Source organism: Aliivibrio sp. EL58, assembly GCF_900312675.1.
GTDB lineage: Bacteria > Pseudomonadota > Gammaproteobacteria > Enterobacterales > Vibrionaceae > Aliivibrio.
Genome location: NZ_OMPC01000009.1, coordinates 928919 through 953590 on the forward strand (window position 1 = coordinate 928919; position 24672 = coordinate 953590).

The 24672-nt window shown below is 39.3% G+C and carries 23 protein-coding genes and 1 tRNA gene; 17 read left to right on the forward strand and 7 right to left on the reverse strand.

Annotated elements, in window-relative coordinates; genetic code table 11:
* Position 1: 1 nt before the first annotated feature.
* Both luxO and uvrB read right to left on the reverse strand, forming a co-directional pair.
* Positions 2–1423 carry a quorum-sensing sigma-54 dependent transcriptional regulator LuxO gene (luxO, locus tag ED622_RS15170; RefSeq protein ID WP_122035454.1) on the reverse strand — a complete coding sequence of 474 codons (1422 nt, stop codon included), beginning with the start codon at positions 1421–1423 and terminating at the stop codon, positions 2–4.
* A gap of 300 nt (positions 1424–1723) precedes the next feature.
* Positions 1724–3754, reverse strand: a complete 2031-nt coding sequence (uvrB, locus tag ED622_RS15175) for an excinuclease ABC subunit UvrB (protein ID WP_122035456.1) — start codon at positions 3752–3754, stop codon at positions 1724–1726.
* A 475-nt stretch (positions 3755–4229) separates the two neighbouring features.
* Here uvrB and ED622_RS15180 point away from each other — a divergent pair.
* From ED622_RS15180 to ED622_RS15225, 10 genes are all read left to right on the forward strand, one after another.
* Positions 4230–4305 (forward strand) — tRNA-Asn (locus tag ED622_RS15180).
* A 144-nt stretch (positions 4306–4449) separates the two neighbouring features.
* The gene (gene rsxA / locus ED622_RS15185) at positions 4450–5031 is read left to right on the forward strand and encodes an electron transport complex subunit RsxA (RefSeq protein ID WP_045101682.1); all 582 of its coding nucleotides are present in this window, start codon (positions 4450–4452) and stop codon (positions 5029–5031) included.
* A 2-nt stretch (positions 5032–5033) separates the two neighbouring features.
* Entirely contained in the window at positions 5034–5615 is a 582-nt protein-coding gene (rsxB, locus tag ED622_RS15190) for an electron transport complex subunit RsxB (RefSeq protein WP_122035458.1), read from the forward strand.
* Between the two features lie 3 nt (positions 5616–5618).
* The gene (rsxC, locus tag ED622_RS15195) at positions 5619–8027 is read left to right on the forward strand and encodes an electron transport complex subunit RsxC (RefSeq protein ID WP_122035460.1); all 2409 of its coding nucleotides are present in this window, start codon (positions 5619–5621) and stop codon (positions 8025–8027) included.
* A 2-nt stretch (positions 8028–8029) separates the two neighbouring features.
* Positions 8030–9085, forward strand: coding sequence for an electron transport complex subunit RsxD (rsxD, locus tag ED622_RS15200; RefSeq protein ID WP_122035462.1), 1056 nt, complete (start codon positions 8030–8032; stop codon positions 9083–9085).
* A 4-nt stretch (positions 9086–9089) separates the two neighbouring features.
* Positions 9090–9722, forward strand: coding sequence for an electron transport complex subunit RsxG (gene rsxG, locus ED622_RS15205; RefSeq protein ID WP_122035464.1), 633 nt, complete (start codon positions 9090–9092; stop codon positions 9720–9722).
* Complete coding sequence (locus ED622_RS15210; RefSeq protein ID WP_122035466.1) at positions 9722–10408, forward strand: electron transport complex subunit E; 687 nt, start codon at positions 9722–9724, stop codon at positions 10406–10408. The genes rsxG and ED622_RS15210 overlap by 1 nt, the downstream gene beginning before the upstream one ends.
* 18 nt (positions 10409–10426) lie before the next feature.
* Positions 10427–11062 carry an endonuclease III gene (gene nth / locus ED622_RS15215; RefSeq protein ID WP_122035468.1) on the forward strand — a complete coding sequence of 212 codons (636 nt, stop codon included), beginning with the start codon at positions 10427–10429 and terminating at the stop codon, positions 11060–11062.
* Between the two features lie 44 nt (positions 11063–11106).
* A complete protein-coding gene (gene gloA / locus ED622_RS15220; protein ID WP_122035469.1) occupies positions 11107–11523 on the forward strand; it encodes a lactoylglutathione lyase in 417 nt (138 codons plus the stop codon).
* A gap of 144 nt (positions 11524–11667) precedes the next feature.
* Positions 11668–12102, forward strand: a complete 435-nt coding sequence (locus tag ED622_RS15225) for a DUF2753 domain-containing protein (protein WP_122035471.1) — start codon at positions 11668–11670, stop codon at positions 12100–12102.
* Positions 12103–12172: 70 nt separating this feature from the next.
* On the opposite strand, the gene ED622_RS15230 is transcribed toward ED622_RS15225, so the two are convergent.
* On the reverse strand, positions 12173–13051 hold the full coding sequence (locus ED622_RS15230; protein WP_122035473.1) for an OmpA family protein: 879 nt from the start codon (positions 13049–13051) through the stop codon (positions 12173–12175).
* 200 nt (positions 13052–13251) lie between these two features.
* Here ED622_RS15230 and rnt point away from each other — a divergent pair, with 200 nt between their 5' ends.
* The 3 genes from rnt to ED622_RS15245 all read left to right on the forward strand — a co-directional run bounded on the left by rnt (position 13252) and on the right by ED622_RS15245 (position 16856).
* Positions 13252–13920, forward strand: coding sequence for a ribonuclease T (gene rnt, locus ED622_RS15235; protein ID WP_174213457.1), 669 nt, complete (start codon positions 13252–13254; stop codon positions 13918–13920).
* A gap of 97 nt (positions 13921–14017) precedes the next feature.
* A complete protein-coding gene (locus tag ED622_RS15240) occupies positions 14018–15346 on the forward strand; it encodes a Na+/H+ antiporter family protein (RefSeq protein WP_122035477.1) in 1329 nt (442 codons plus the stop codon).
* 196 nt (positions 15347–15542) lie between these two features.
* A complete protein-coding gene (locus ED622_RS15245) occupies positions 15543–16856 on the forward strand; it encodes a response regulator (protein ID WP_122035479.1) in 1314 nt (437 codons plus the stop codon).
* 157 nt (positions 16857–17013) lie between these two features.
* Here the strand turns inward: ED622_RS15245 and grxD are convergent, their stop codons facing one another.
* Positions 17014–17349, reverse strand: a complete 336-nt coding sequence (gene grxD, locus ED622_RS15250) for a Grx4 family monothiol glutaredoxin (protein WP_060990545.1) — start codon at positions 17347–17349, stop codon at positions 17014–17016.
* A 235-nt stretch (positions 17350–17584) separates the two neighbouring features.
* On the opposite strand from grxD, the gene sodB reads away from it, so the two are divergent.
* The 3 genes from sodB (at position 17585) to ED622_RS15265 (ending at position 19778) form a co-directional block, all read left to right on the forward strand.
* Positions 17585–18169 carry a superoxide dismutase [Fe] gene (sodB, locus tag ED622_RS15255; RefSeq protein ID WP_122035481.1) on the forward strand — a complete coding sequence of 195 codons (585 nt, stop codon included), beginning with the start codon at positions 17585–17587 and terminating at the stop codon, positions 18167–18169.
* Positions 18170–18377: 208 nt separating this feature from the next.
* Positions 18378–18884, forward strand: coding sequence for a VC2046/SO_2500 family protein (locus ED622_RS15260; RefSeq protein WP_122035483.1), 507 nt, complete (start codon positions 18378–18380; stop codon positions 18882–18884).
* Positions 18885–19106: 222 nt separating this feature from the next.
* Positions 19107–19778 (forward strand): SDR family oxidoreductase, encoded by a 672-nt coding sequence (locus ED622_RS15265; RefSeq protein WP_122035485.1) that lies wholly within the window; start codon positions 19107–19109, stop codon positions 19776–19778.
* Between the two features lie 169 nt (positions 19779–19947).
* Here ED622_RS15265 and adhE read toward each other — a convergent pair whose 3' ends face one another.
* Complete coding sequence (adhE, locus tag ED622_RS15270) at positions 19948–22599, reverse strand: bifunctional acetaldehyde-CoA/alcohol dehydrogenase (RefSeq protein WP_122035487.1); 2652 nt, start codon at positions 22597–22599, stop codon at positions 19948–19950.
* A 584-nt stretch (positions 22600–23183) separates the two neighbouring features.
* Here adhE and ED622_RS15275 point away from each other — a divergent pair.
* Positions 23184–24029, forward strand: a complete 846-nt coding sequence (locus ED622_RS15275) for an ion transporter (protein ID WP_122036141.1) — start codon at positions 23184–23186, stop codon at positions 24027–24029.
* A 23-nt stretch (positions 24030–24052) separates the two neighbouring features.
* Here ED622_RS15275 and ED622_RS19970 read toward each other — a convergent pair whose 3' ends face one another.
* Both ED622_RS19970 and ED622_RS15280 read right to left on the reverse strand, forming a co-directional pair.
* Positions 24053–24202 carry a hypothetical protein gene (locus ED622_RS19970; RefSeq protein ID WP_162922532.1) on the reverse strand — a complete coding sequence of 50 codons (150 nt, stop codon included), beginning with the start codon at positions 24200–24202 and terminating at the stop codon, positions 24053–24055.
* 134 nt (positions 24203–24336) lie between these two features.
* Positions 24337–24618: a YeaC family protein gene (locus ED622_RS15280; RefSeq protein WP_162922533.1), complete on the reverse strand. Its 282-nt coding sequence runs from the start codon at positions 24616–24618 to the stop codon at positions 24337–24339.
* Positions 24619–24672 lie beyond the last annotated feature (54 nt).

The window sequence follows — 24672 nt, forward strand, 5'->3', positions numbered from 1 at the left end:
GCTATTTATCGTTCCATGATTGTAGTTTTCTATACAGTGTAGATGGACTCACCTCTAGTTGCTTAGCGGCTTGTGGAATATTTCCATCACATAATGCAATCGCTGCCTCAATGAGCATTTTCTCAGACTTCCATAATGGCATAATCGTTGCCTTTTCAAGGCTAGAAACTACGACATCAGATCTTTCATTTTCTAATTTGAAAGAACGACTCATTACTTCTGAAGATGCAATATTTGAACCATGATTATTATCTATCGACAATGGAAGCGGAAGCATAGACATAAGTACTTCTTTTCCTCGATTTAATACTACGACATTGCGGATCACATTTTGCAGTTCACGGACATTTCCAGGCCAATCGTAATGTAAAAATCTGTCAGTTACTTGAGGGCTAAACGTAATAAACTCACGCCCTTCTTCGTTTGAAAAATGACCAAGAATTGAGTGTGCTATTTCGATAATATCATTCCCACGCTCACGTAACGGTGGTAATGTTAAAGGAATAACATGCAATCTATAATAGAGGTCTTCACGAAAACGCCCTGCTTTAACCTCAAGCCATGGGTCTCTATTTGTCGCACAAACAAAGCGCACATCGACCCGACTCATTTTAGAAGAACCTACCTTTTGAAAAGTACCAGTTTGAATAAATCGTAATAGCTTAGTTTGTAAATCCAAATCCATTTCACACAATTCATCTAAAAAAAGTGTTCCTCCATCAGCTTGCTCTGCCGCACCTTTTCGATCGACAGAAGCGCCGGTAAATGCACCTTTAACATGACCAAACAGCTCACTCTCAATCAGATCTTTCGGTATCGCTGCACAGTTTATCGCGATAAAAGCACCATCATAGCGCTTACTTGCTGCATGAACTGCCTCTGCACACACCTCTTTACCTGTCCCTGACTCGCCCGTGATAAAGACAGTTGCCTTACTTGGTGCAGCAGAATCAATGGTTCGATATACCTGATGCATTTGAGAGCTACTACCAATAAAACCTTGATACTGCTTGTTTGGTTTATTCGTATTATCTTTTGTATCATCTAAGCTTTTTTGGGCCTGACGTAGTGCATTATTTACTGTAACTCTTAATCGATCAGCTTCACATGGCTTAATTAAAAAGTCTTGAGCACCTAATTGCATAGCTTCAACAGCAGCATCTATTGAACCATGAGCGGTCATTAAGATGACAGGAATATCTATACTCATCTTTCGAATTTCTGTTAATACTTCAAAACCAGTCATATCAGGCAAACGTAAATCAAGTAAAACGAGATTTGGCCTTCGTTGCTTAATTTTCTCGATAGCATCAACACCTTTAGCAACTACATCAATATCAAAACCCAATGGATTTAAGTATGAACGATATAAAGCAGCGACAGAGGCGGTATCTTCGACCATTAATAAATATTTCTTTTGCATGAATGACCACGTGTAATAAAAACAAGACATTTTCATTATGCAATTGCAAAACGCAAAACGCAATTCGCAAAATGCAAAATTTTAGCTATTTTGTCTATTTTTTAGACTTCAAATGGCTATTTTCTTAAAAGCAAAAGTTGGCACGCTACCTGCTATATGTATAGTGACCCTTTAAGCCAAAGGGTCACCTAGCCAACTGACGTTGTTAGTGAAATTTACTTTCACATGAACAATAAAGCCAACCGGGATATTGCGGTTGGCTTCTTTTTTTCCTAAAATCCTTAATTTACAAAACTATCATTAACTATTAGTTATGAATTGTCCTCTTAAGGCCTCAATTTCATCTCTCACCTGCGCAGCCAATTCAAACTCTAAATCTTTTGCATGCTGATACATTTTTGTTTCTAATTTTTTAACTTCTTTATCTAATTGCTGTGGTGTCATAGAACGATAATTAGCTCCTTCTTCTGCAACCTCAGACAGTTTAATTTTAGGTGCTACTACTTTACGTTTGTTCTTGGTCATATCACCAAGCTCAAGAATATCGGCTACATCTTTTTTCAATGCTGTAGGCACAATCCCTAACGCTTTATTGTGTAAGATCTGTTTTTCACGTCTTCTTTCTGTTTCGCCAATCGCTTTTTCCATTGACCCTGTAATTCTATTTGCATATAAAATCGCTTTGCCTTCTAAGTTACGGGCTGCGCGACCTATTGTTTGAATTAACGATCGCTCTGAACGTAAAAAGCCCTCTTTATCTGCGTCTAAAATCGCCACAAGAGACACTTCAGGCATATCTAAACCTTCACGGAGTAAGTTAATACCGACTAACACATCAAACTTACCTAGGCGTAAATCACGAATAATCTCAACACGTTCAACCGTATCAATGTCGGAATGTAAATAACGTACCTTAACACCATGCTCATCGAGATATTCAGTCAGATCTTCCGCCATTCGCTTAGTCAGTGTGGTAACTAAAACACGCTCACCTACTTTTGAGCGAATTCGGATCTCTGATAACAAGTCATCTACTTGTGTATCCACTGGGCGAACTTCAATAATTGGATCCAGTAATCCTGTCGGTCGAACAACTTGCTCTGCAATATCACCATCTGACTTTTCAATCTCATAATTACCAGGCGTTGCTGATACGTAAATGGTTTGTGGGGCAAGCGCTTCAAATTCATCAAAACGCATTGGGCGATTGTCTAAAGCTGAAGGTAATCGAAAGCCATACTCAACCAGATTCTCTTTACGTGAGCGATCGCCTTTATACATAGCTCCAATTTGAGAAACGGTAATATGCGACTCATCGATAATTAATAGGCCATCATCTGGAAGATAATCAAATAAGGTCGGTGGCGCTTCGCCTTGGGGGCGACCACTTAAATAACGAGAGTAGTTTTCAATACCTGAACAAAAGCCCAGTTCATTCATCATTTCAATATCAAATTGCGTTCGTTGAGTAATTCGTTGCTCTTCAACTAATTTATTATTGGCTAATAATTCTTTCTGGCGTGCAGCAAGATCAATCTTTATTTGATCAATCGCTTCTAGCACCTTCTCTCTTGGTGTTACGTAATGCGTTTTAGGATAAATAGTACAGCGAGGCATATCTTTAGTAATAATAGAGCCCGTTAATGGGTCAAATTTACTAATGCGCTCGACTTCATCATCAAACAGTTCAATTCGAATCGCTTCATACTCGGACTCAGCAGGAAAAACGTCTAATACCTCTCCACGAACTCGAAAAGTCCCACGCTCAAATGCCATGTCATTACGTTTATATTGTAATTCAGCTAAACGACGTAAAAGATCTCTTTGGTTAACAACATCTCCACGTCGTAAATGCAGCATCATACTCAAATAGGCTTTAGGATCGCCTAGGCCATAAATAGCAGATACTGACGCAATAATAATGGCATCTTTACGCTCTAATAAGGCCTTAGTTGCTGATAAACGCATTTGTTCGATATGTTCATTTACTGAGGAATCTTTTTCAATAAAGGTATCAGTGGTCGGTACATAAGCTTCTGGCTGATAATAATCAAAGTACGATACAAAATATTCAACGGCATTATTTGGGAAAAAAGCCTTCATTTCGCCGTATAACTGAGCTGCTAATGTCTTGTTATGAGCCATGATAACCGTCGGACGACCAGATTTAGCAATCACATTCGCTAATGTAAACGTTTTTCCTGATCCAGTTACCCCTAATAACGTTTGATGCGCTAAGCCATTATCCAAACCTTCACTCAACGTCTTAATTGCCTCAGGCTGATCGCCCGCGGGCTGATAACTCGATATTAATTCATACGCATTGGCCATTTTAAGCACTCCACATGGGCTCATTCGTTTAAATGAATATACCCTATCAAATCACAATCTGCATTTATAGAAACAGTTATTGATAGTTTTCCCCACAAACGGTTAAATATCAGCCAAGATTGCTTTTCTTTCTTATTTATGAACGAATAATATACAGATCGAACGTTCAAACAGCACTAAATCTATAACGCATTGATTTACTGTCTACTAAACACTCAAACGAAGCCTTCTCTGATACTAAAAGCATTGCTACTATTGGCCTTAAGAGAGTTAATCTAGTTTCATTAACATACTTATCCACAGTTTTAGTGGATAACTACCCACAAGCATTGCTACATATACTCTCAGGGTGATGTCAACGAATTTTTCTCTAATTTTGTTCTATTTAGATGCAAAATTAGTGCTCGTATTTTATGCTAGTCTGACTATTGACAGCTCAATTTAGAGTCGGTATCATCGCACCCGTTCAAATGATTCCCTTTTAGTTCAGTTGGTAGAACGCCGGACTGTTAATCCGTATGTCGCTGGTTCAAGTCCAGCAAAGGGAGCCAAATTCTAGAGCCTTGTCTTAATGACGAGGCTTTTTTTTGCCTATTATTTGCTTAAAATTTAAAAACCTATTCTTTCTAAGGTTGTTATCACGCGCTTAAAGTCCGATAATAACCAGATCATCTATTATCATAAAAATCATTGGCATGACTGAGTATCTATTACTACTTGTTGGTACTGTTTTAGTAAACAACTTTGTATTGGTTAAGTTTTTAGGTCTTTGTCCATTTATGGGCGTATCTAAAAAACTAGAAAGTGCAATTGGAATGGGCCTTGCGACAACTTTTGTCCTAACGCTTGCTTCAGTATGCTCATACCTTATTGAAACCTACATTTTAGCGCCTCTTGGCATTGAGTATTTACGCACCATGAGTTTCATCCTTGTGATCGCGGTTGTGGTTCAATTCACTGAAATGGTAGTGCACAAAACAAGCCCAACGTTGTACCGTGTTCTTGGTATTTTCTTACCCCTAATTACGACTAACTGTGCCGTTCTTGGTGTTGCATTGCTTAACGTCACGGAAAATCATAATTTCATCGAGTCTATTATTTATGGCTTCGGTGCTGCTGTTGGTTTTTCATTGGTTCTCATTCTTTTTTCTGCCATGCGCGAACGAATTGCAGCAGCCGATGTTCCTTTGCCTTTTAAAGGTGCTTCTATTGCAATGATCACCGCAGGTTTAATGTCTTTAGCCTTCATGGGCTTTACTGGTTTAGTGAAATTATAAACATGAGTTCAATTCTTATTGCTGTTATTGCCATTGCCGTTCTTGCCTTAGTATTTGGTTTAATACTGGGGTTCGCGTCAATTAAGTTTAAAGTTGAATCCGATCCTATTGTTGAGCAAATCGATGCGATTCTTCCGCAAACTCAATGTGGTCAATGTGGCTATCCTGGCTGTAAGCCTTATGCCGAAGCCATTGCTAATGGGGATGTGATAAATAAATGCCCACCAGGCGGCCAAGCCACCATTGAAAAATTAGCGGATCTTATGGGCGTTGATGTTCCAAGCGCAGATGATGATGTAGTCAACGTAAAAACAATTGCCTTTATTCACGAAGATATGTGTATTGGTTGTACTAAATGCATTCAGGCGTGTCCTGTTGATGCTATCGTCGGTGGTACAAAAGCGTTACATACTGTTATTGAAGCGGAATGTACCGGCTGTGATTTATGCGTTGCACCCTGCCCTACCGATTGTATTGAAATGATACCGGTCAGCACGACCCCTGATAACTGGAAATGGGACTTACAAAGTATCCCTGTTGTTAACCTTCCGGCAGATAAGCCTTCTCAAGCATCGGAGCAGTAACCCATGTTGTCCATTATCGAGCAAATTAAACAAGGTCAACTTTGGGATTTTCATGGTGGTATCCATCCTGCAGAAAATAAAGTTATCTCTACACGTAATGCCATTCAGCACGCTGGTATTCCTTCTGAGTTGATCCTGCCATTAAAACAGCATATTGGTGGTAAAGGCGATATCCTTGTCACAGTAGGCCAAACCGTATTAAAAGGTCAGCCACTTACACAAGGTAATATTGCCATGTGTGTGCCTATTCATGCACCAACCTCTGGCAAAATTGTCGCGATAGAACCACGAACTGTCGCTCATCCATCAGGCCTAACCGATCTCTGTATTGTTATTGAAACCGATGGCAATGATCAGTGGATTGATCATCGTGAACCAATCGGTGACTTCTTAAATGAAGATCCTATCGATCTTATTGAGCGTATTCGTCAATCGGGTATTTCAGGTATGGGGGGCGCTGGTTTCCCTACTAGCCGTAAATTACAAAGTGGTGTAGGCAAAGCTGATATTTTAATTATCAATGCGGCTGAATGTGAACCTTACATCACCGCAGATGATCGTTTAATGCAAGATTATGCGAGTGAAATCGTTACTGGCATTAAGATCTTACAGCATATTTTAACGCCTAAACTGGCCATTATTGCTATCGAAGACAATAAGCCAGAAGCGGTAAAAGCATTAAACTCTGTGGTTTCAGAGCACGATAATATTCTGATCCGCGTTATTCCTACAAAATACCCATCAGGTAGCTCTCGTCAATTGGTTAAGATTTTAACCGGTAAAGAGGTTCCAGCTAACGGACGCTCAACCGACATTGGCGTTATTATGCAAAATATCGGAACTGTCTTTGCGGTTAAACGCGCTATCTGTAATGCAGAGCCTCTAATTGAACGTGTTGTTACTCTTACAGGTAACAGCATTGATGTACCTGGTAACTATTGGGTTCGCTTAGGAAGCAGTGTGCAATTCCTAATGGATCTTGTCGGTTATAAAGCGGATAAAAAACACCCTCGTATTATTATGGGGGGATCATTAATGGGCTTTACTCTTCCTCATCAGCAAATCCCAATCACTAAAATCACTAACTGTATTATTACGCCAGATAGAAAAGAGCTTCCTCTTTATAACCATGAAATGGCGTGTATTCGATGCAGTAGTTGTGCTGATGCTTGCCCCGCATCACTGCTACCACAACAACTTTACTGGTACTCCAAATCAGAAGAGTTTGATAAATGTGAGGAATATAATTTATCTGATTGTATCGAATGTGGTGCTTGCGCTTATGTATGTCCAAGTGAAATCCCATTAGTTCAGTATTATCGCCAAGCGAAATCAGAGATATACGCTCGTAAACAAGATTCATTGGCAGCTGATCGTGCAAAAGTACGATTTGAAGAAAAAAATGCTCGAATGGAGCGAGATAAATTAGAGCGTGAAAACAAATTCAAACTTGCCGCAGAGAATCGTCGTAAAGAGATGAAAGCAGAAAAGCCTAATGGTTCAGGTAATGATGCTATCGCGGCCGCTATTGCAAGAGTAAAAGCTCAAAAAGCAGCAGAAGAATCAGGCACTGCAGCTCCAAGACCGGCTGTTGCAGCTGCCATTGCTCGTGCTAAAGCTAAACAAGCAGAAGCAACTAAATCAAACTCAGATGAACCAGATAACACTGAGATGATGAAGTTGCGTGAGGAACGTAAACAGCAAGCAAGAGAAAAAAAGGCCAAGCTAGCTGCTGAAACAGGCGATTCAGAAGTAACACCTGCAAGTACTACAGATAAGAAAGACGCCGTTGCTGCAGCGATTGCTCGTGCTAAAGCGCGCAAAGCGGCTCAAGCAGAAGAAGACGAAACAACGTCTGAACCTGTCGAGACCAAAGCAGCAGAAACCAATGACAACGCGGAATCGGTTGATCCGAAAAAAGCTGCCGTCGCTGCTGCCATTGCTCGTGCTAAAGCGCGCAAAGCGGCTCAAGCAGAAAAAGACGAAACAACGTCTGAATCTGTCGAGACCAAAATAGCAGAAACGGATGACAACGCAGAACCCGTTGATCCGAAAAAAGCCGCCGTCGCTGCTGCCATTGCTCGTGCTAAAGCGCGCAAAGCGGCTCAAGCAGAAAAAGACGAAACAACGTCTGAATCTGTCGAGACCAAAATAGCAGAAACGGATGACAACGCAGAACCCGTTGATCCGAAAAAAGCCGCCGTCGCTGCTGCCATTGCTCGTGCCAAAGCGCGCAAAGCGGCTCAAGCAGAAAAAGACGAAACAACGTCTGAACCTGTCGAGACCAAAGCAGAAGAAATCAATGACAACGCAGAAACGGTTGACCCGAAAAAAGCCGCTGTCGCTGCTGCCATTGCTCGTGCTAAAGCGCGTAAAGCTGCTCAACAAATTAAAAACAATAAGGAAGAGTAACAGTGGCCTTTTTTATCACTAGCTCACCACATGCTCACAGTAAAAAGAGCACTAAAACACTAATGAAAATGGTGGCATTAGCAACTATCCCAGGATTACTCGCTCAAACCTACTTTTTTGGTTGGGGTACATTCTTACAAGTCTTGATTGCCATTATCACTGCTGTTTTGGCAGAAGCTCTGGTTTTAAAATGTCGAAAACGCCCATTAGCGCCTTATTTAAGTGACAATAGTGCCTTATTAACAGGCCTGCTATTAGCTCTTGCTATTCCACCACTTGCCCCTTGGTGGATAACCGTTATTGGTGTCGTTTTTGCGATTGTTATTGCTAAGCATTTATATGGCGGATTAGGTCAAAACCTATTTAATCCGGCAATGGCAGCTTATGTTGTTCTGCTTATCTCCTTCCCTGTTCAAATGACCACTTGGTTGCCAGTGAAAGAGCTACTGACAGAAACCATTAGCTTCTCAGATTCAATATGGTTGATCCTCAATGGATTAAGTCAAGAAGGTTTCTCTGTCCATCAGCTAACGATGAATGTCGATGGCATGACAATGGCCACCCCATTAGACACAATAAAAACGGGACTAAAGTCAGGACTAACCACAACAGAAGTACTGTCTTCTCCTATCTTTAACGGCTTTGCAGGCCTAGGCTGGCTTTGGGTTAATATTGGTTTCTTACTTGGTGGGCTATTCCTTCTACAACAACGTATTATTCATTGGCATATTCCGGTGAGTTTTTTAGTCAGCCTATTTGCGATTAGTAGCTTATTTGCTCTATTTTCACCCGATACAGCAACATCACCGCTGTTTAATTTATTCTCTGGCGCCACCATGCTTGGTGCTTTCTTTATTGCGACCGATCCGGTTTCTGCTGCAACAACACCGAAAGGTCGCCTATATTATGGTGCTCTTATTGGTGCCTTAGTATATATCATCCGTACTTGGGGTGGTTTCCCTGATGGGGTTGCTTTCGCGGTTCTCTTAGCCAACATGTGTGTTCCTTTAATTGATTACTACACAAAGCCAAGAACATACGGTCATACAAAAGGATAAGACAATGCTAAAAACCATGAAAAAAAGCAGCCTTGTTCTGGTGCTTTTCGCCATTGCGTCAACGGCTTTAGTAACGATTACTTTCGCACTGACAAAAGATCAAATTGCTTACCAGCAACAACAACAATTGCTGTCTACACTTAACCAAGTTGTGCCAAAAGCACAGCATGACAATGAACTCTATAAAGCGTGCATCTTAGTGACAAACCAAGAAGCTTTAGGTTCTGAACAACCAATGCCTATTTATTTAGCTTCATTAGATGGTAAGCACTCAGGCGCAGCTATAGAAGCGATTGCGCCAGATGGTTACAGCGGTGCAATTAAGATCATTGTTGGTGTCGATTCTGAAGCGATGGTGACAGGTGTTCGAGTATTATCTCATCAAGAAACCCCTGGTTTAGGTGATAAGATTGATATACGAATTACTCGATGGGTTGATGCATTCTTAGGTAAAACGGTTGATAACCTTGAAGATAAAAACTGGGCTGTTCAAAAAGATGGCGGCCAATTTGATCAATTCACAGGGGCAACTATCACACCACGCGCTGTTGTAAAAGCGGTAAAAAGAGCGGTATGGTTCTATAAAACGCATCAAGAGGAGTTACAAACTCTTCCCCTTAATTGCGAGGCTAACTAATGGCACTTCATAAAGAATTAATTAAAAATGGCTTATGGGATAATAACCCTGCCCTTGTACAATTATTAGGGCTCTGTCCTTTACTTGCCGTTTCAGCAACAGTGACCAATGCACTAGGGTTAGGCATAGCTACAACTTTAGTTCTTGTTGGCTCAAACGTGATCGTTTCATTAGTTCGTCAGTGGATCCCACAAGAAGTCCGTATTCCTGTCTTTGTAATGATCATTGCATCACTCGTAACCTGCGTTCAATTATTAATGAATGCGTATGCTTATGGTTTATATCTATCACTGGGCATATTTATTCCTCTTATTGTAACCAACTGTATCATCATAGGCCGTGCAGAAGCGTTCGCATCTAAAAATGACCCTATACCTGCAGCTCTTGACGGATTATGGATGGGACTTGGTATGACAGCGGTGCTTGTCCTATTAGGTGCGATGCGTGAAGTGCTTGGTAACGGTACGTTATTTGATGGTGCTGATTTATTATTAGGCGATTGGGCAACGATATTACGTATTGAGCTATTTCATGTCGATAGCCACTTCCTATTAGCCATGCTTCCACCAGGAGCTTTTCTAGGGGTTGGTTTTCTTATTGCTCTGAAAAATGTCATTGATAAAAAGTTAGCGGATCGCCAACCTAAGCAAGAAAAAGAAAAAATCGAACGAGCACGAGTATCATAATTAAGGACATTAAGCGGAATGAATAATGTAAAACGTCGAGAAATATTAGAACGCTTACGAGCCGATAACCCACATCCTCAAACTGAGCTTGAATGGTCTACGCCGTTTGAATTATTGATCGCAGTTTTATTATCAGCGCAGGCAACTGATGTCAGTGTGAATAAAGCCACTCGTAAACTTTATCCTGTAGCAAACACGCCTCAAACTATTTTAGACTTAGGGGTTGACGGCCTAAAAACGTATATTAAGACCATTGGTTTATTCAATACTAAGGCAGTAAATGTCATCAAAACCTGCCAGATGTTGATTGATCTTCATGATAGTGAGATCCCAGAAGATCAAGATGCATTAGAAGCGCTACCGGGGGTCGGTCATAAAACAGCAAATGTAGTGCTTAACACTGCATTTGGTTGGCCAACCATTGCGGTTGATACTCATATATATCGAGTATCTAATCGAACCAAACTGGCAATGGGTAAAACCGTTAACGATGTAGAGAAGAAATTACTAAAAGTAGTCCCAAAAGAATTCAAACTAGATGTTCATCACTGGTTGATCTTACATGGACGCTATACCTGCATCGCTCGTAAACCTCGTTGTGGCAGTTGCATGATTGAAGATCTCTGTGAATTCAAAGAAAAAACAGACATCTAAAAAAACAGATATTTTAAAATAAGACTAAAAACTGGAGCAAAACAATGGCTAATGGACGTATTTTACACACAATGATCCGTGTCGGTGATTTAGATAAATCAATCGAATTTTACACAAAAGTAATGGGTATGGATCTTCTTCGCCAAAATACGAATGAAGAATACAAATACACTCTTGCCTTTCTTGGTTACGGTGATGAGTCTCAAGGTGCAGTTATCGAATTAACGTATAACTGGGGCACAGAAACATATAATATGGGTACGGCTTTTGGTCATATTGCCATTGGTGTTGATGATGTATACCAAACGTGTGATGCAATTAAAGCTGTTGGTGGTAATATCACTCGTGAAGCAGGCCCAGTAAAAGGTGGCTCAACACATATTGCGTTTGTAAAAGATCCTGATGGCTACATGATTGAACTTATCCAAAATAAGAGTGCTTCAGCTGGTCTAGAGGGCTAATTTCTTAGCCTGATCGGATAATAAACACTCAATTGAATAAAACCTGCGATCTAGGCAGGTTTTTTTATATCCAATCATTTAAATGACAACTATTCTCAATTAGAGTATTTCCATAATTGAAAGAAGACCAATTGAGGGAATATCATGATAGAACTATGGGAAAAACACACTATATTAGCGGAACAATCTTTTAAGAATAAAGACTTCTGGCGTACCATTCTTCATTATCAACAGGCCTTTGCTATTTCAGAAGAGTTAACAAAACGCGATGAAGTCAGTCTTATTGATCAAATAACAATCTCAGTTATTTCTTGCCATAATCTAGCGCAGTTCTGGCGAAGTCAAAATGACAGTCGATTCGAACTAAAATATTTAGAAATAGCCTCAGAAAAAGTGCTTACTCTTGTACCTCAGTGCCCAAGAAGTGATTGCGAATCGTTTGTTTCTAACCTAGGTTGTTGTAAAAATGCGCTTTTAGACTTTATGAAACGACACCCAAATCCAGCGATTGCAAAGCACATACAACACATAGATACCACAGTACAATGTGAGTTGATTGCCAGTTTCAAGCTGCAATAAAAAAGGTGCCTATCAATAGACACCTTTCTTTAAACATTATAATTTTTAGAGTCACTATGACTTAAAGCCATTAAATAATCGTTCTACCTAAAGAGATAACCACGCGTCGGTTTTTATTCTTACCGATTGGTGTTGCGTTATCAGCAATAGGACGACGTTCACCATAAGATTGAACTCGAATACGGTCAGCAGGTAAGCCAATCGATTCAAAATAATTTTGAAGTTTCACCGCTCGTCGTTCAGATACTTGTTGGTTCACATTTTTACTACCACTCGAATCGGTATAGGTAGCAACCAAAACTAAATCCACATCTTTGGTGTATTTAATGAAATCAGCAATTTGAGATAAGCGCTTTTTCGATGCTTTATTTAATTCATCACTGTTCTTATCAAAGTGTAGAATCGTAAATGAGATATCTTCAAAGCTGTACGGTAATAAGTTAGCAATGCACATGCTAAATACGTTGTAGGTTTTCTGAAAAACGACTGGAGAAAGAGCAACTTCAATCAATTGCTTAGGACTCTGCCAATCTGCATAAGTAAAAGTAGGAAAACGTCCATTTTCTAATTCAGCTAGCATTGACCATGCCGTCGTTCCACCAACATAACCATCAAATTGTTTAAAGAATTTCAAATTTGTCATTGAATCTGCGCTTTCACCTGGGGTCCAACGTGGTGGCATAGACACTAAATTAACTGAACGAGTCTCTCCCATTGGGCGATTCATTTTCAGTTCAAAGTCCAAATTCATCTTTTTATTAGCAAACGAAGAGAATTCTGCATTTCCGTAATTAGGAATATTGTGAGATAAACGACACTCCAATGGCGAGTTTTCTAACATCGACCATTTTGATTGCTCAGGCTTAGCTACATAGTTCTTATTTGCTAATACTGGCGTAGCAATCAGTGAGCTTACTAACAAAGCTGAAGTTAACAGTGTTTTTTTCATAATACCTAAATCTATGGGTCATGCCGTTGACGATAGCTTAACTCAAGCAAAAATTAGACCAACAATACTCACATCGACTCTTCATTTGATTTATCCTTTCACTATCTTCAAAAAATATATCCTCATCACACCTTATTTACAGTTTTTATGCTAACGATAATCTGTAATAATAGCGCCAACATTTTCTTACGTACCGAATGATGACTGAAGTAGAGCAACATAATTTATTAAAAAACCGATTTCGTGGTTATTTCCCTGTAGTTATTGACGTTGAGACCGCTGGTTTTAATTCAAAAACTGACGCTTTACTTGAAATTTGTGCAGTCACACTTGCAATGGATGCAGAAGGTTATTTAAAACCGGCTAGTACTATTCATTACCATGTAGCTCCATTTGAAGGCGCGAATCTTGAAAAAGAAGCATTAGAATTTAATGGTATCCGCGACCCATTCAGTCCTTTGCGTGGCGCAGTAACCGAAGATGTTGCTTTAAAAGAAATTTACAAACTGATCCGAAAAGAACAAAAACAGCATGATTGTCGCCGCGCGATCATGGTCGCTCATAATGCAAATTTCGATCACAGCTTTGTGATGGAAGCCTCTGAACGAGCTAAATTAAAACGCATTCCTTTCCATCCTTTCTGCACCTTTGATACTGCTGCAATCAGTGGCTTAGCCCTTGGTCAAACAGTATTGGCAAAAGCGTGTAAAACCGCAAAGATTGATTTTGATGGAAAAGAAGCCCACTCAGCACTTTACGATACAGAAAAAACAGCAGAATTATTCTGTCATATTGTGAACAAGTGGAAAGACCTTGGTGGCTGGCCTCTATTACCAGAAACTGAAGAAGAAAATACTAATAATAATTAATTGGCTATTTGCTGATATCAACCAGAAGCAAGCACCGTTATCGTGCTTGTTTACTGGTTAATATGACTACACAACATTTACAGGGAAACTAAACAAAATGAATCCAATCATTCTTTCTGTTTCAGTAATGCTTATTCTCGCTTTACTTAGAGTTAACGTTGTCGTTGCCTTAACGTTCAGTGCACTAATCGGTGGATTAGTGGGTGGTTTATCATTATCTGATACTATTTCAGCGTTTGAAGGTGGCTTAGGTGGCGGTGCAACGATTGCATTAAGCTATGCTATGCTCGGTGCGTTTGCTGTTGCTATTTCAAAATCAGGTGTTACTGACTTATTAGCGCATAACGTAATTAAACGTATTAATGGCAAAGACAATCTACATGCCGCGACTGGTGTTAAGTATCTTTTACTTTGCCTAATTTTATTAATTACAATCTCATCTCAAAACGTGGTACCTGTTCACATCGCGTTTATTCCAATCTTGATCCCACCACTAATCCAAGTATTTAATAAGCTAAAACTTGATCGTCGTTTAATTGCTTGTGTTCTAACATTTGGTCTAGTAACTCCATACATGATCCTTCCTGTTGGCTTTGGTGGCATCTTTTTAAACAATATTTTGTTAAAAAATCTGCATGACAACAATCTAGATGTCGTTGCAAGCCAAGTTCCTCTAGCAATGGCTCTGCCTGCTCTAGGAATGGTAACCGGCCTTCTTATTGCTGTATTTATCTCTTACCGTAAGCCACGTACTTATGCTGATATTGATAATGCAGAGATGCAAGCAACAAATGCGACGCCAACGTTTAATAAACGTCATATCCAAATCTCAATTGTTGCTATTATTGCCGCACTATCTGTTCAATTAGCAACAGGCTCAATGATTGTTGGTGCACTAGCTGGTTTCATGGTGTTCACTTTTGGTGGTGTCATTGCTTGGAAAGAAACTCAAGACGTCTTTACTCGTGGTGTTCATATGATGGCTATGATTGGCTTCATTATGATTTCTGCTGCAGGCTTTGCGGCGGTAATGAAAGCGACAGGCGGAGTTGAAACTCTTGTACAAGCTTTATCAACATCAATTGGTGATAATAAACCATTAGCTGCATTACTTATGCTGATTGTCGGTTTATTGGTAACTATGGGTATTGGTTCTTCTTTCTCTACCATCCCAATTATTGCAACTATTTATGTACCTCTTGCGGTAGCATTTGGCTTCTCTCCAATGGCTACTATCGCCTTGGTTGGTACCGCTGCTGCGTTAGGTGATGCTGGCTCTCCTGCTTCAGATTCAACCTTAGGTCCAACGTCTGGCCTAAATGCAGATGGTCAACATGAACACGTATGGGAAACCGTTGTCCCTACTTTCTTGCACTACAATCTACCACTAATCGCATTTGGTTGGATTGCAGCAATGGTTTTATAGTTCATTTATATGAATCATTATAATGCTTATTTATCACATTGATGAATAAACAGAAAACCATATAAAAGCAGCAGTTAATCCTGCTGCTTTTTGCATTAAGATCAAATATTTTTCACACTATACCTCCGCTTTATCTATATTTCACAGAGACAGTTGTTATACTCTCGCTCTCCTTAATCACGGCCTATTATCTTGCATGAAATTAATTAAGCTTTCCTCTTTTCTCATCATTGATGACAGTACCGTTATTCAAAATGCTATTAGAGCATTGCTTAGTCGCATAGGCGTTCCAACAAATAATATTGTTTGTTGCCCAACTGCTGGTGCTGCCGTTGGCAACTGTAAACAACAAAAATTTGATGTCCTTTTCGTCGACCACAATTTAGGTCATGGAAGTACTGGTCTTCAAATGCTAGAACAACTGCGTTTACTAAAGTTAATTACCGACAACACACTTGTTTATATAGTGACGGGTAATGAAGACCCACAAATTGAGTTAGCCTACACGGATTACATCCCAGAAAAATACATTCAAAAGCCAATCCGCCCAGAGGAGATCATCAAGGTCATTAACCATGACTTAATTAAACGTCAATTCGCTATGGGGATGATCGCCGCTTACACAAAGGACGGGCTTTCAGGAGTTAAGCCCCTTATTTTTAAAGCACCAAATAAGATAATTCTCAAAGACTCAATGCGTAAACTTACTTCTCGCTTAATTAAAGTAAACCGATTATCTGAAGCCTTAAGCGTCAATAAAGCCTTGTTATCTATCATTAAAGAGTCTGTTGATGTTGAGATTCAGCAAGCAGAAATCTACATAGCACAAAATGACTTTGACTCTGCTAATCAATTAGTTGACTCATTACTCCAAAAAAATGAAACCAGCAGTCTTCACCTATTAGACTTAAAAGCACAAATTGCCTTTAAACGTGATAATTTATCTATTGCCATTCGCTATTGGAAAAAAGGATTCGAGCTTGCTCCCTATTCCTACTTACGATTTAGTCACTTAACGTGGGCGCTTCTAGCAAAAGGCGAACGATATGATGCGTTCGACTTACTGACAAAATACGCTTATTTATTACCACATTCGGCCTTTGATTCAGCAGGAAAGCGAGCTATGGCCGCCTGGGGTGATCTATTTCTAGCGCCAGAAGAGATCCTACAAGAATGGTCTCCAGAAAGCGCTTGGCAACGTGTTAGTGCAAAATTAAAAGGTCGCTTACGTGGGATCCCTTGCACTTCTGCACAAAGAGCACTTTCGGCATTATGGCAATTAAAGATGAACCGATATGGCGAGGCTAATCGCTTGATCTCAGATATTCAACATGCTGATATTACCGATTATGAAACCGCTTATATTGTTTATTTAGTGTATTGCGAGATGAAGCTTGATGATGAGAAAGAGTATGTTGAAACGAAGTGGCTTGCTAGATTGCAAAAAGGTACCTCTACCTTAGCAAAATTACAGACTCTTGCTTTTGAAAAAGCCAAAGCATCTACATGATCTTGATTAGGTCATGCCAATACTAATGTCCTTAAGTAAATGAACAATTTAGTTCTGAAACGGTTAGTTACTAATCTCTAGATAATAAAAAAGCCCCGTATTCATTTACGGGGCTTTTTTTAAACAAATCATAAATAATTATGACCGTTCTAACTTATTACTCAGCTTCAGGAGCATTACGTTGCGCAGCTTCTTGAACTAACGGCTTTAATTCGCCTTTTTGGAACATTTCAAGAATGATGTCACAACCGCCAATTAGCTCACCTTCAACCCAAAGTTGTGGGAAGGTAGGCCATTGTGCGTATGCTGGAAGTTCAGCACGAATGTCTGGGTTTTGTAGGATATCTACATAAGCAAATTTCTCGCCGCAATTCATTAGCGCTTGAGAAGCTTGAGATGAAAAACCACAGCTTGGAAGCTTAGGTGAGCCTTTCATGTATAGAATGATGTGGTTTTCAGCAATTTGTTGCTTGATCTTATCGATAGTTTCCATTGTATCCTCTAATGGGTCGACACTAAGTTGTATCCATTCTACTTGTTATGCAGCCAGAAAAAAATACCTAATATTTGTAGTGGTATTATTTATTGAAAATTCACCACTTTTTCTTTTAATAAAATCAAAACTTGCTAGAATCAGATCGAAGTCAGAATAAATTCTACACTCAATTGAGTGTATATTTTTGGAATTTAGTGAGGCGTAGACCTCTTACAACATGGAGACATGAGCAATGTCATTTGAATTACCAGCTCTACCATTCGCAAAAGACGCATTAGAACCACATATCTCAGCTGAGACTTTAGATTACCACCACGGTAAACACCACAACACTTACGTGGTTAAACTTAATGGTCTTATCCCTGGTACTGAATTTGAAGGCAAAACACTAGAAGAGATCATCAAAACTTCTACTGGTGGTGTTTTCAATAACGCAGCTCAAATCTGGAACCACACGTTCTACTGGAACTGTCTAGCTCCAAACGCTGGCGGCCAACCAACTGGCGCTGTTGCTGCTGCAATCGATGCTGCATTTGGTTCTTTCGAAGAGTTCAAAGCACAATTCACAGATTCTGCGATCAACAACTTTGGTTCTTCTTGGACTTGGCTTGTTAAGAACGCTGACGGTTCTCTAGCTATCGTTAACACATCAAACGCTGGCACTCCACTAACAGAAGAAGGCGTTACACCACTTCTTACTGTTGACCTATGGGAACACGCTTACTACATCGATTTCCGTAACGTACGTCCTGACTACATGGGTGCGTTCTGGTCTCTAGTAAACTGGTCTTTCGTAGAAGAAAACCTAGCTAAATAATTTATTGCATAATCACCAGACTCGTTCATGGTTATTATCGCCTCAAAGAGGTCAGTATTTATACTGGCCTTTTTTATTTTCCTTATTTTGCGGTAACACTTTGCCCTACCTATAAAATAAATTAAAAAAACGGCAATTTTTTTCCTAAAAAGACTAAAGTTTTTGAATCCTTTTCCGATAAGTATTTATCATCAAGAGGAATTGATTCATGAAAGTACATACTTTAGATAAAGCCGAGTTAATCAGTGAAATTCAATACGGTTCAAACCTAAACCATGCTATGGAAGCAGGTCGCCGTGCAGATTTCGCCCTAATGATGTCTTTACTGTCTAATGACTTACGTGAAAATACACCTGTTGAAAAAATAGATGAAAAGAAAGTAACCGAAGATCTGCTTCGTCAACGCTTTCAACTTGCAGATGCTCAAATATTACGTAGCAATGAAGAGAGCTATTCTCGTGCCGCTTCTCAAGCGAACCAGTTTCATAATGGCGGTTTAGCTAGTGCTAAGTTGCAATATGGTCTAGCACCAGATGCAATGGCTTATATGCCTCAAGACACGTGTAATTTACCAGAAGATGTTTACCACAATTTATCTGGACACCAACGCCGTCAATTAGAATCAGGTAACGAGATTTTTAATGCTATCCCTCAAGATCTTTACAATGAACTAGTTACTGCTAAGCGTCATTCAGAAATGAATCTATACGTTTAACTCTCACTTAATCTTCTTTGTTAAGTCTCTACTCTATTCATCACTGTTTACTGCATTACCCTTACAACCTATTCATAGAAATTATGTGAGTTAGTGCATAAATCCTATCATTGAATGCAATTTAAACCTCATTTTCAACAAACCTCACAGCAGATATCCCATTTCTATCCCATATTAATAGCACCTATTTCAGTTAATTCTGCTCTTCTAAGGAAGGATGCTATGAAAATTGAACATTCAACCATTCTGATCACATCAGCTGGCAATTTTATGGGTCGAGCAGTTGCTTGCCATTTTGCCTCACTTGGTGCTCTTCTTATTATTGCAGACTCCAATAGCGATGCACTTGCTGAAACAGATCGCCTCTGTAGTCAGCTTAATAAAAATGTGATCAGTTTTGAGTTAAAGGATCAATCTTCAGAGAGTATCTGCCATTTATTTCATGCTATTGATGATAAGTGTTCTCATGGTATCGATGTATTAATTAATAACTACACTGACGTTGCCCTTCCAAGTTTATTCACGCCTCACCAAAATCATTGCTCTTTTCAATTAACTGAATTAGCGACAACTCTATTTACTTATGGTCAATTTGCCGCTCAACATATGCGCGATCATAACAAAGAAGGCGTTATCATCAATTTAGGGTATCACGAGCATTCACAGCAAGATAAAACGGTTGAAAGCTCGACCGCATTACTCGCAGGATTAACAAAAAGTTGGGCTAAAGAATTAAATCCCTTCAATATCCGCATTGGTGGCGTAGCTCCTCGCTTCTCTTCTACATCTTCAGAACTTAACTTCAATTTAATTAACCAAGAACTTATAAAAAACACAGAATATATTCTTGAAAATGATTACTTTAATGGTCGGATTATTGAAGCAACCGCTTAACGAACACCGCTTCTTTACCAATTAAACCACCATCAGAGCGATACCTCCTTCTAATAGCTTAAGCCTAAATTACAGACATAAAAAAACCACCTTATAAAGTAAGGTGGTTTTTTTCATTTCAATATTTTCAAATTATTAATGAAAACATCTTAGCTTATTTAGCATCGAATTATTTCTTTGCTTTTTTCGCTTTAACTTCTGCTTTCACTTCTGGTGCATCCATTACGTCAGCGTAAGCCGTACCGTAGTAAGAAGCGATTAATACTTCTTTAAGCTCTTTGATCAATGGGTAACGTGGGTTAGCACCAGTACATTGGTCATCAAACGCATCTTCAGCAATTGAATCCACTTTTGCCATGAATTCAGCTTCGTTAACGCCAGCCGCTTGAATTGACATTGGAATATCCAGTGCAATTTTAAGCTCTTCTAACCAACCAAGTAATGCATTAACTTTCGTTTCAGTATTACCTTCACGGTAACCTAAATGCTCTGCGATTTCAGCGTAACGAGCACGTGCTTTAGGACGGTCGTACTGAGAGAAAGCAGCTTGTTTAGTTGGGTTGTTAGTCGCATTAAAACGTACTGTGTTAGCAATTAATAATGCGTTAGCAAGGCCATGTGGAATGTGGAATTCTGCACCTAATTTATGCGCCATTGAGTGACACACACCTAGGAAAGACTGCGCAAAAGACATACCAGCGATTGTTGCTGCATTGTGAACTTTCTCACGAGCGATTGGATCTTTCTTACCGTTAGCGTAAGAGCTTGGTAAGTACTCTTTAAGCATCTTAAGTGATTGCAGAGCGTGACCGTCTGAGTATTCGTTTGCAAGAACAGAAACGTAAGCTTCTAATGCGTGAGTTACTGCATCGTAACCACCGAATGCACATAAAGACTTAGGCATATCCATTACAAGGTTAGCATCAACAACAGCCATGTTTGGCGTTAGCTCGTAATCTGCTAATGGGTATTTTTGACCTGTTTTTTCATCTGTTACAACAGCAAATGGTGTAACTTCAGAACCTGTACCAGAAGTAGTTGTGATACATACTAGTTCAGCTTTTTGACCCATTTTAGGGAACTTGTAAATACGTTTACGGATATCCATAAAGCGCATAGATAGGTCTTCGAAATCAGTTTCTGGGTGCTCGTACATAACCCACATGATTTTCGCAGCATCCATCGGTGAACCACCACCAACCGCTAAGATAACATCAGGTTGGTAGCTTGCACATGCTTCAGCACCAGCTTTAACTACTGCTAATGTTGGATCTGCTTCTACTTCATGGAACACTTCAACTTCCATGCCTTTCTCTTTCAAGATTGAGCGTAGGTCATCGATGTAACCATTGTTGAATAAGAAACGGTCAGTAACGATTAATGCACGTTTTTTACCTTCAAGGTCTGTCATTGCAATTGGTAAACAACCGCGACGGAAGTAGATAGATTTTGGTAGTTTATGCCACAACATATTTTCTGCTCGCTTAGCTACAATTTTCTTGTTGATAAGGTGCTTAGGACCTACGTTTTCAGAGATAGCGTTACCACCCCAAGAACCACAACCTAACGTTAGTGAAGGTGCTAATTCAAAGTTGTAAAGGTCACCGATACCACCTTGAGATGCTGGTGTATTCACAAGAATACGAGCAGTTTTCATTTTGTCACCGAAGTACGTAATACGCTCTTCGTTATTATCTTGGTCTGTATAAAGTACTGAAGTATGACCAACACCACCTATGTCTAATACGATGCCCGCTTGACGTACTGCATCTTCAAAATCTTTCGCTTTGAATAGACCTAGAGTTGGAGATAGTTTTTCATGAGCAAATTCGTCATCCCATGAAGCTTCTAGGCCTTCACCGATAAGAATTTTAGTAGAAGTAGGTACTTTAACATTTGCTAGCTCAGCAATTTTGTATGCTGGTTGGCCAACGATGTTAGCGTTAAGTGCGCCATCGATAAGCAGTACTTTACGTACTTTATTTGCGTCTTCTTTGCTTAGAACAACCGCGCCGTATTTAGCGAAACGAGCTTTAACTTCGTCGTAAATAGATTCAACAACGATTGCCGCTTGCTCAGAAGCACAGATAACACCGTTATCGAATGTTTTAGACATTAGGATAGAAGAAACAGCACGTTTGATATCAGCAGTTTCGTCGATAACTACAGGTGTGTTACCCGCGCCAACACCGATTGCAGGTTTACCTGAAGAGTAAGCCGCTTTAACCATGCCTGGACCACCAGTAGCAAGGATCATGTTGATGTCGTCATGCTTCATTAGGCCGTTTGATAATTCAACAGATGGTTGGTCAATCCAACCAATGATGTCTTTTGGTGCACCCGCTTTAATTGCTGCATCTAATACTACTTTAGCAGCGTAGTTAGTTGCATTTTTAGCGCGTGGGTGTGGAGAGAAGATACAACCGTTACGAGTTTTAAGACAGATTAACGCTTTAAAGATTGCTGTTGAAGTAGGGTTTGTTGTTGGAACGATTGCACAAACAATACCTAGAGGTTCAGCAATAGTGATCGTGCCACCTTCATCGTTACGATCGATGATGCCACACGTTAGTTCATCTTTGTATTTATTGTAAATAAACTCAGAAGCAAAGTGGTTTTTGATAACTTTATCTTCCATGATACCCATGCCAGATTCAGTTGCTGCCATTTTTGCTAGTTCAATACGAGCTGTTGAAGCTGCTAGAGATGCTGCACGGAAGATTGCATCAACTTTCTCTTGAGGAAAGTTAGCAAATTCTTTTTGCGCCGCTTTAACGCGTGCTACCAGAGCATCAAGTTCAGCTAAATTAGTTACAGGCATATTGTTTCTCCTAAAAATAAAAACTATAAAATTCATTAAAAACTATTTAGTAAGGATTCTGCTTTTTATCCTTTTTTGCAGCTCAGCTTAACCATTTATCTTAGTTACCTTGCTTTGCTTTCTTAGTAAATTGCTTTCAAAACTGATTATATTCTTTCACAATTTGAAAAGTATTGATTCAGATCAGTTATGAGAATTTATTTACCACTTTCGTCTTACCCCTTACGGACATCTCACAATAAAAGTGATTTATATCACAAACTTACATTCACTTAAGATCTAAGTCACAACAGGTATTAATAATAATTCTATTAATACGAAAAAATTAAGTTGTAATAAAGTTACACAATAACGGTCAAAAAAGACAAATTGTGGTGAAATCTCCGTGCCACTAAAGAGTGGCATAACTCGTATTAAATTCACATCTTTTATCCACTTAATAACTTGAGCTAGATCACTATATTATTAATATTCTTACTACTTAAGAGGGATAACGCACGAATCCCCATAAAGTTAAGGTGGAGAGTCACTATTTTTTTCATTATTCTTATTCAAGAGCAATGACTTGGACGCTAACAACATTTATGAAAACGAAACGAATGAAGCACTATTTATATACCATCATTTTTGGTACTCATACGAAAGGAGGGAAAAGATTTGATATCGCCTTAATTGTGTTGATCCTGACTTCTCAAGCAACACTAATCTTAGACTCTATTAGTTCAGTCAACGCTGTCTATGGAGAACTACTGTGGCGTTTAGAATATATTTTTACCGCAATATTCACACTCGAATATATTTTACGATTATATTGCTCACCAAAACCAAGTTCATATGCGAAAAGCTTTTATGGGGTAATTGATTTACTCGCTATTTTACCTACGTATCTAGCCCTCTTCTTCCCAAGTGCTAGCTACATTGCAATCATTCGACTATTGCGAGTAATGAGGATCTTCAGAGTATTAAAACTTGTTCGCTACTTACAAGACTCAAATATACTTCTACGCTCACTACTAATGGCAAAGCGAAAGATATTTATTTTCTTTAGTACCGTCGCTATTTTAGTCTCTGTATTTGGATCGCTAATGTTTGTGATAGAAGGACCTGAAAATGGGTTTACCAGTATTCCACAAAGTATTTATTGGGCAATTGTGACGATCACTACAGTGGGTTATGGCGATCTAGTGCCTCATACCGCATTAGGTAAAGCAATTGCGTCGATAACAATGTTACTTGGTTACTCAATTCTAGCAGTACCTACAGGGATAATTACCGCTGAATTAAATCAAGAGATGAACACTCATAGGGATCTAGTTCGGTGTCCGAACTGTGTAAAAGGGGGGCATGAATCTGATGCAATGCATTGTAAGCACTGTGGTAGCGAGCTTCCAGAACCTCATGAAAGAGTTGTAAATACAAACTCGCGTTAATTTTCTAACTCACTGAAACTATTTTATTCAGTGTAAAGCGTTAATGAGCCTTGAGCAGTATTGCTTACTGGCTCATTACCTAAGAATTTTGGCGCGGCAATAACAGCAAGTAATATGAACACTGCAGTAATGGCAGCAAATTTAGTTAAAACCTGTCCTTTTGTTTTTTTCATCGTACTTGTTCTTCAGTTTTATGATATTGCCGACAACTTACGCGAGTAAACTCTTATCGACAATTTTATAGATTCTTTTTGGGATCAATGTTGCATTAATATTCTTAACGATGAGATATTAAGCCAAAAAATCATTATGACGATACATTAACCCGAACAATATCTTCTTGTCCTTTTGAAAATTGCTTTTTTAATTCTGCTTTGGATTTAAGGCTGATTTCACCACCTTTAGCTACCGTCATGTGTTGCGCTTCTTTATTATGTTTTGATTGATACAACATCATCGCCTGCATACAAGTACTTCTTTGCTCTGCCGATAATGCAGTTCCATTGTGCCACTTTCCAGTCTCTACCGCATATTGTAGATTTTGAAATACTTCCGGTGTCATCGACTCTAATAATTTACTAATATCCATTATGTACTCTCTAATATGAACAGCAAGCAAACCATATCTTTTGATTAATGTTAG

Coding starts and splice junctions, on each gene's coding strand:
- ED622_RS15275 (WP_122036141.1), top strand. CDS start 23,184: ATGAAAACGAAACGAATGAAGCACTATTTATATACCATCATTTTTGGT.
- ED622_RS15260 (WP_122035483.1), top strand. CDS start 18,378: ATGAAAGTACATACTTTAGATAAAGCCGAGTTAATCAGTGAAATTCAA.
- ED622_RS19970 (WP_162922532.1), bottom strand. CDS start 24,202: ATGAAAAAAACAAAAGGACAGGTTTTAACTAAATTTGCTGCCATTACT.
- rnt (WP_174213457.1), top strand. CDS start 13,252: ATGACTGAAGTAGAGCAACATAATTTATTAAAAAACCGATTTCGTGGT.
- rsxA (WP_045101682.1), top strand. CDS start 4,450: ATGACTGAGTATCTATTACTACTTGTTGGTACTGTTTTAGTAAACAAC.
- luxO (WP_122035454.1), bottom strand. CDS start 1,423: ATGCAAAAGAAATATTTATTAATGGTCGAAGATACCGCCTCTGTCGCT.
- ED622_RS15225 (WP_122035471.1), top strand. CDS start 11,668: ATGATAGAACTATGGGAAAAACACACTATATTAGCGGAACAATCTTTT.
- nth (WP_122035468.1), top strand. CDS start 10,427: ATGAATAATGTAAAACGTCGAGAAATATTAGAACGCTTACGAGCCGAT.
- ED622_RS15245 (WP_122035479.1), top strand. CDS start 15,543: ATGAAATTAATTAAGCTTTCCTCTTTTCTCATCATTGATGACAGTACC.
- adhE (WP_122035487.1), bottom strand. CDS start 22,599: ATGCCTGTAACTAATTTAGCTGAACTTGATGCTCTGGTAGCACGCGTT.
- ED622_RS15230 (WP_122035473.1), bottom strand. CDS start 13,051: ATGAAAAAAACACTGTTAACTTCAGCTTTGTTAGTAAGCTCACTGATT.
- ED622_RS15210 (WP_122035466.1), top strand. CDS start 9,722: ATGGCACTTCATAAAGAATTAATTAAAAATGGCTTATGGGATAATAAC.
- ED622_RS15240 (WP_122035477.1), top strand. CDS start 14,018: ATGAATCCAATCATTCTTTCTGTTTCAGTAATGCTTATTCTCGCTTTA.
- uvrB (WP_122035456.1), bottom strand. CDS start 3,754: ATGGCCAATGCGTATGAATTAATATCGAGTTATCAGCCCGCGGGCGAT.
- gloA (WP_122035469.1), top strand. CDS start 11,107: ATGGCTAATGGACGTATTTTACACACAATGATCCGTGTCGGTGATTTA.
- ED622_RS15265 (WP_122035485.1), top strand. CDS start 19,107: ATGAAAATTGAACATTCAACCATTCTGATCACATCAGCTGGCAATTTT.
- rsxC (WP_122035460.1), top strand. CDS start 5,619: ATGTTGTCCATTATCGAGCAAATTAAACAAGGTCAACTTTGGGATTTT.
- rsxB (WP_122035458.1), top strand. CDS start 5,034: ATGAGTTCAATTCTTATTGCTGTTATTGCCATTGCCGTTCTTGCCTTA.
- grxD (WP_060990545.1), bottom strand. CDS start 17,349: ATGGAAACTATCGATAAGATCAAGCAACAAATTGCTGAAAACCACATC.
- rsxG (WP_122035464.1), top strand. CDS start 9,090: ATGCTAAAAACCATGAAAAAAAGCAGCCTTGTTCTGGTGCTTTTCGCC.
- ED622_RS15280 (WP_162922533.1), bottom strand. CDS start 24,618: ATGGATATTAGTAAATTATTAGAGTCGATGACACCGGAAGTATTTCAA.
- sodB (WP_122035481.1), top strand. CDS start 17,585: ATGTCATTTGAATTACCAGCTCTACCATTCGCAAAAGACGCATTAGAA.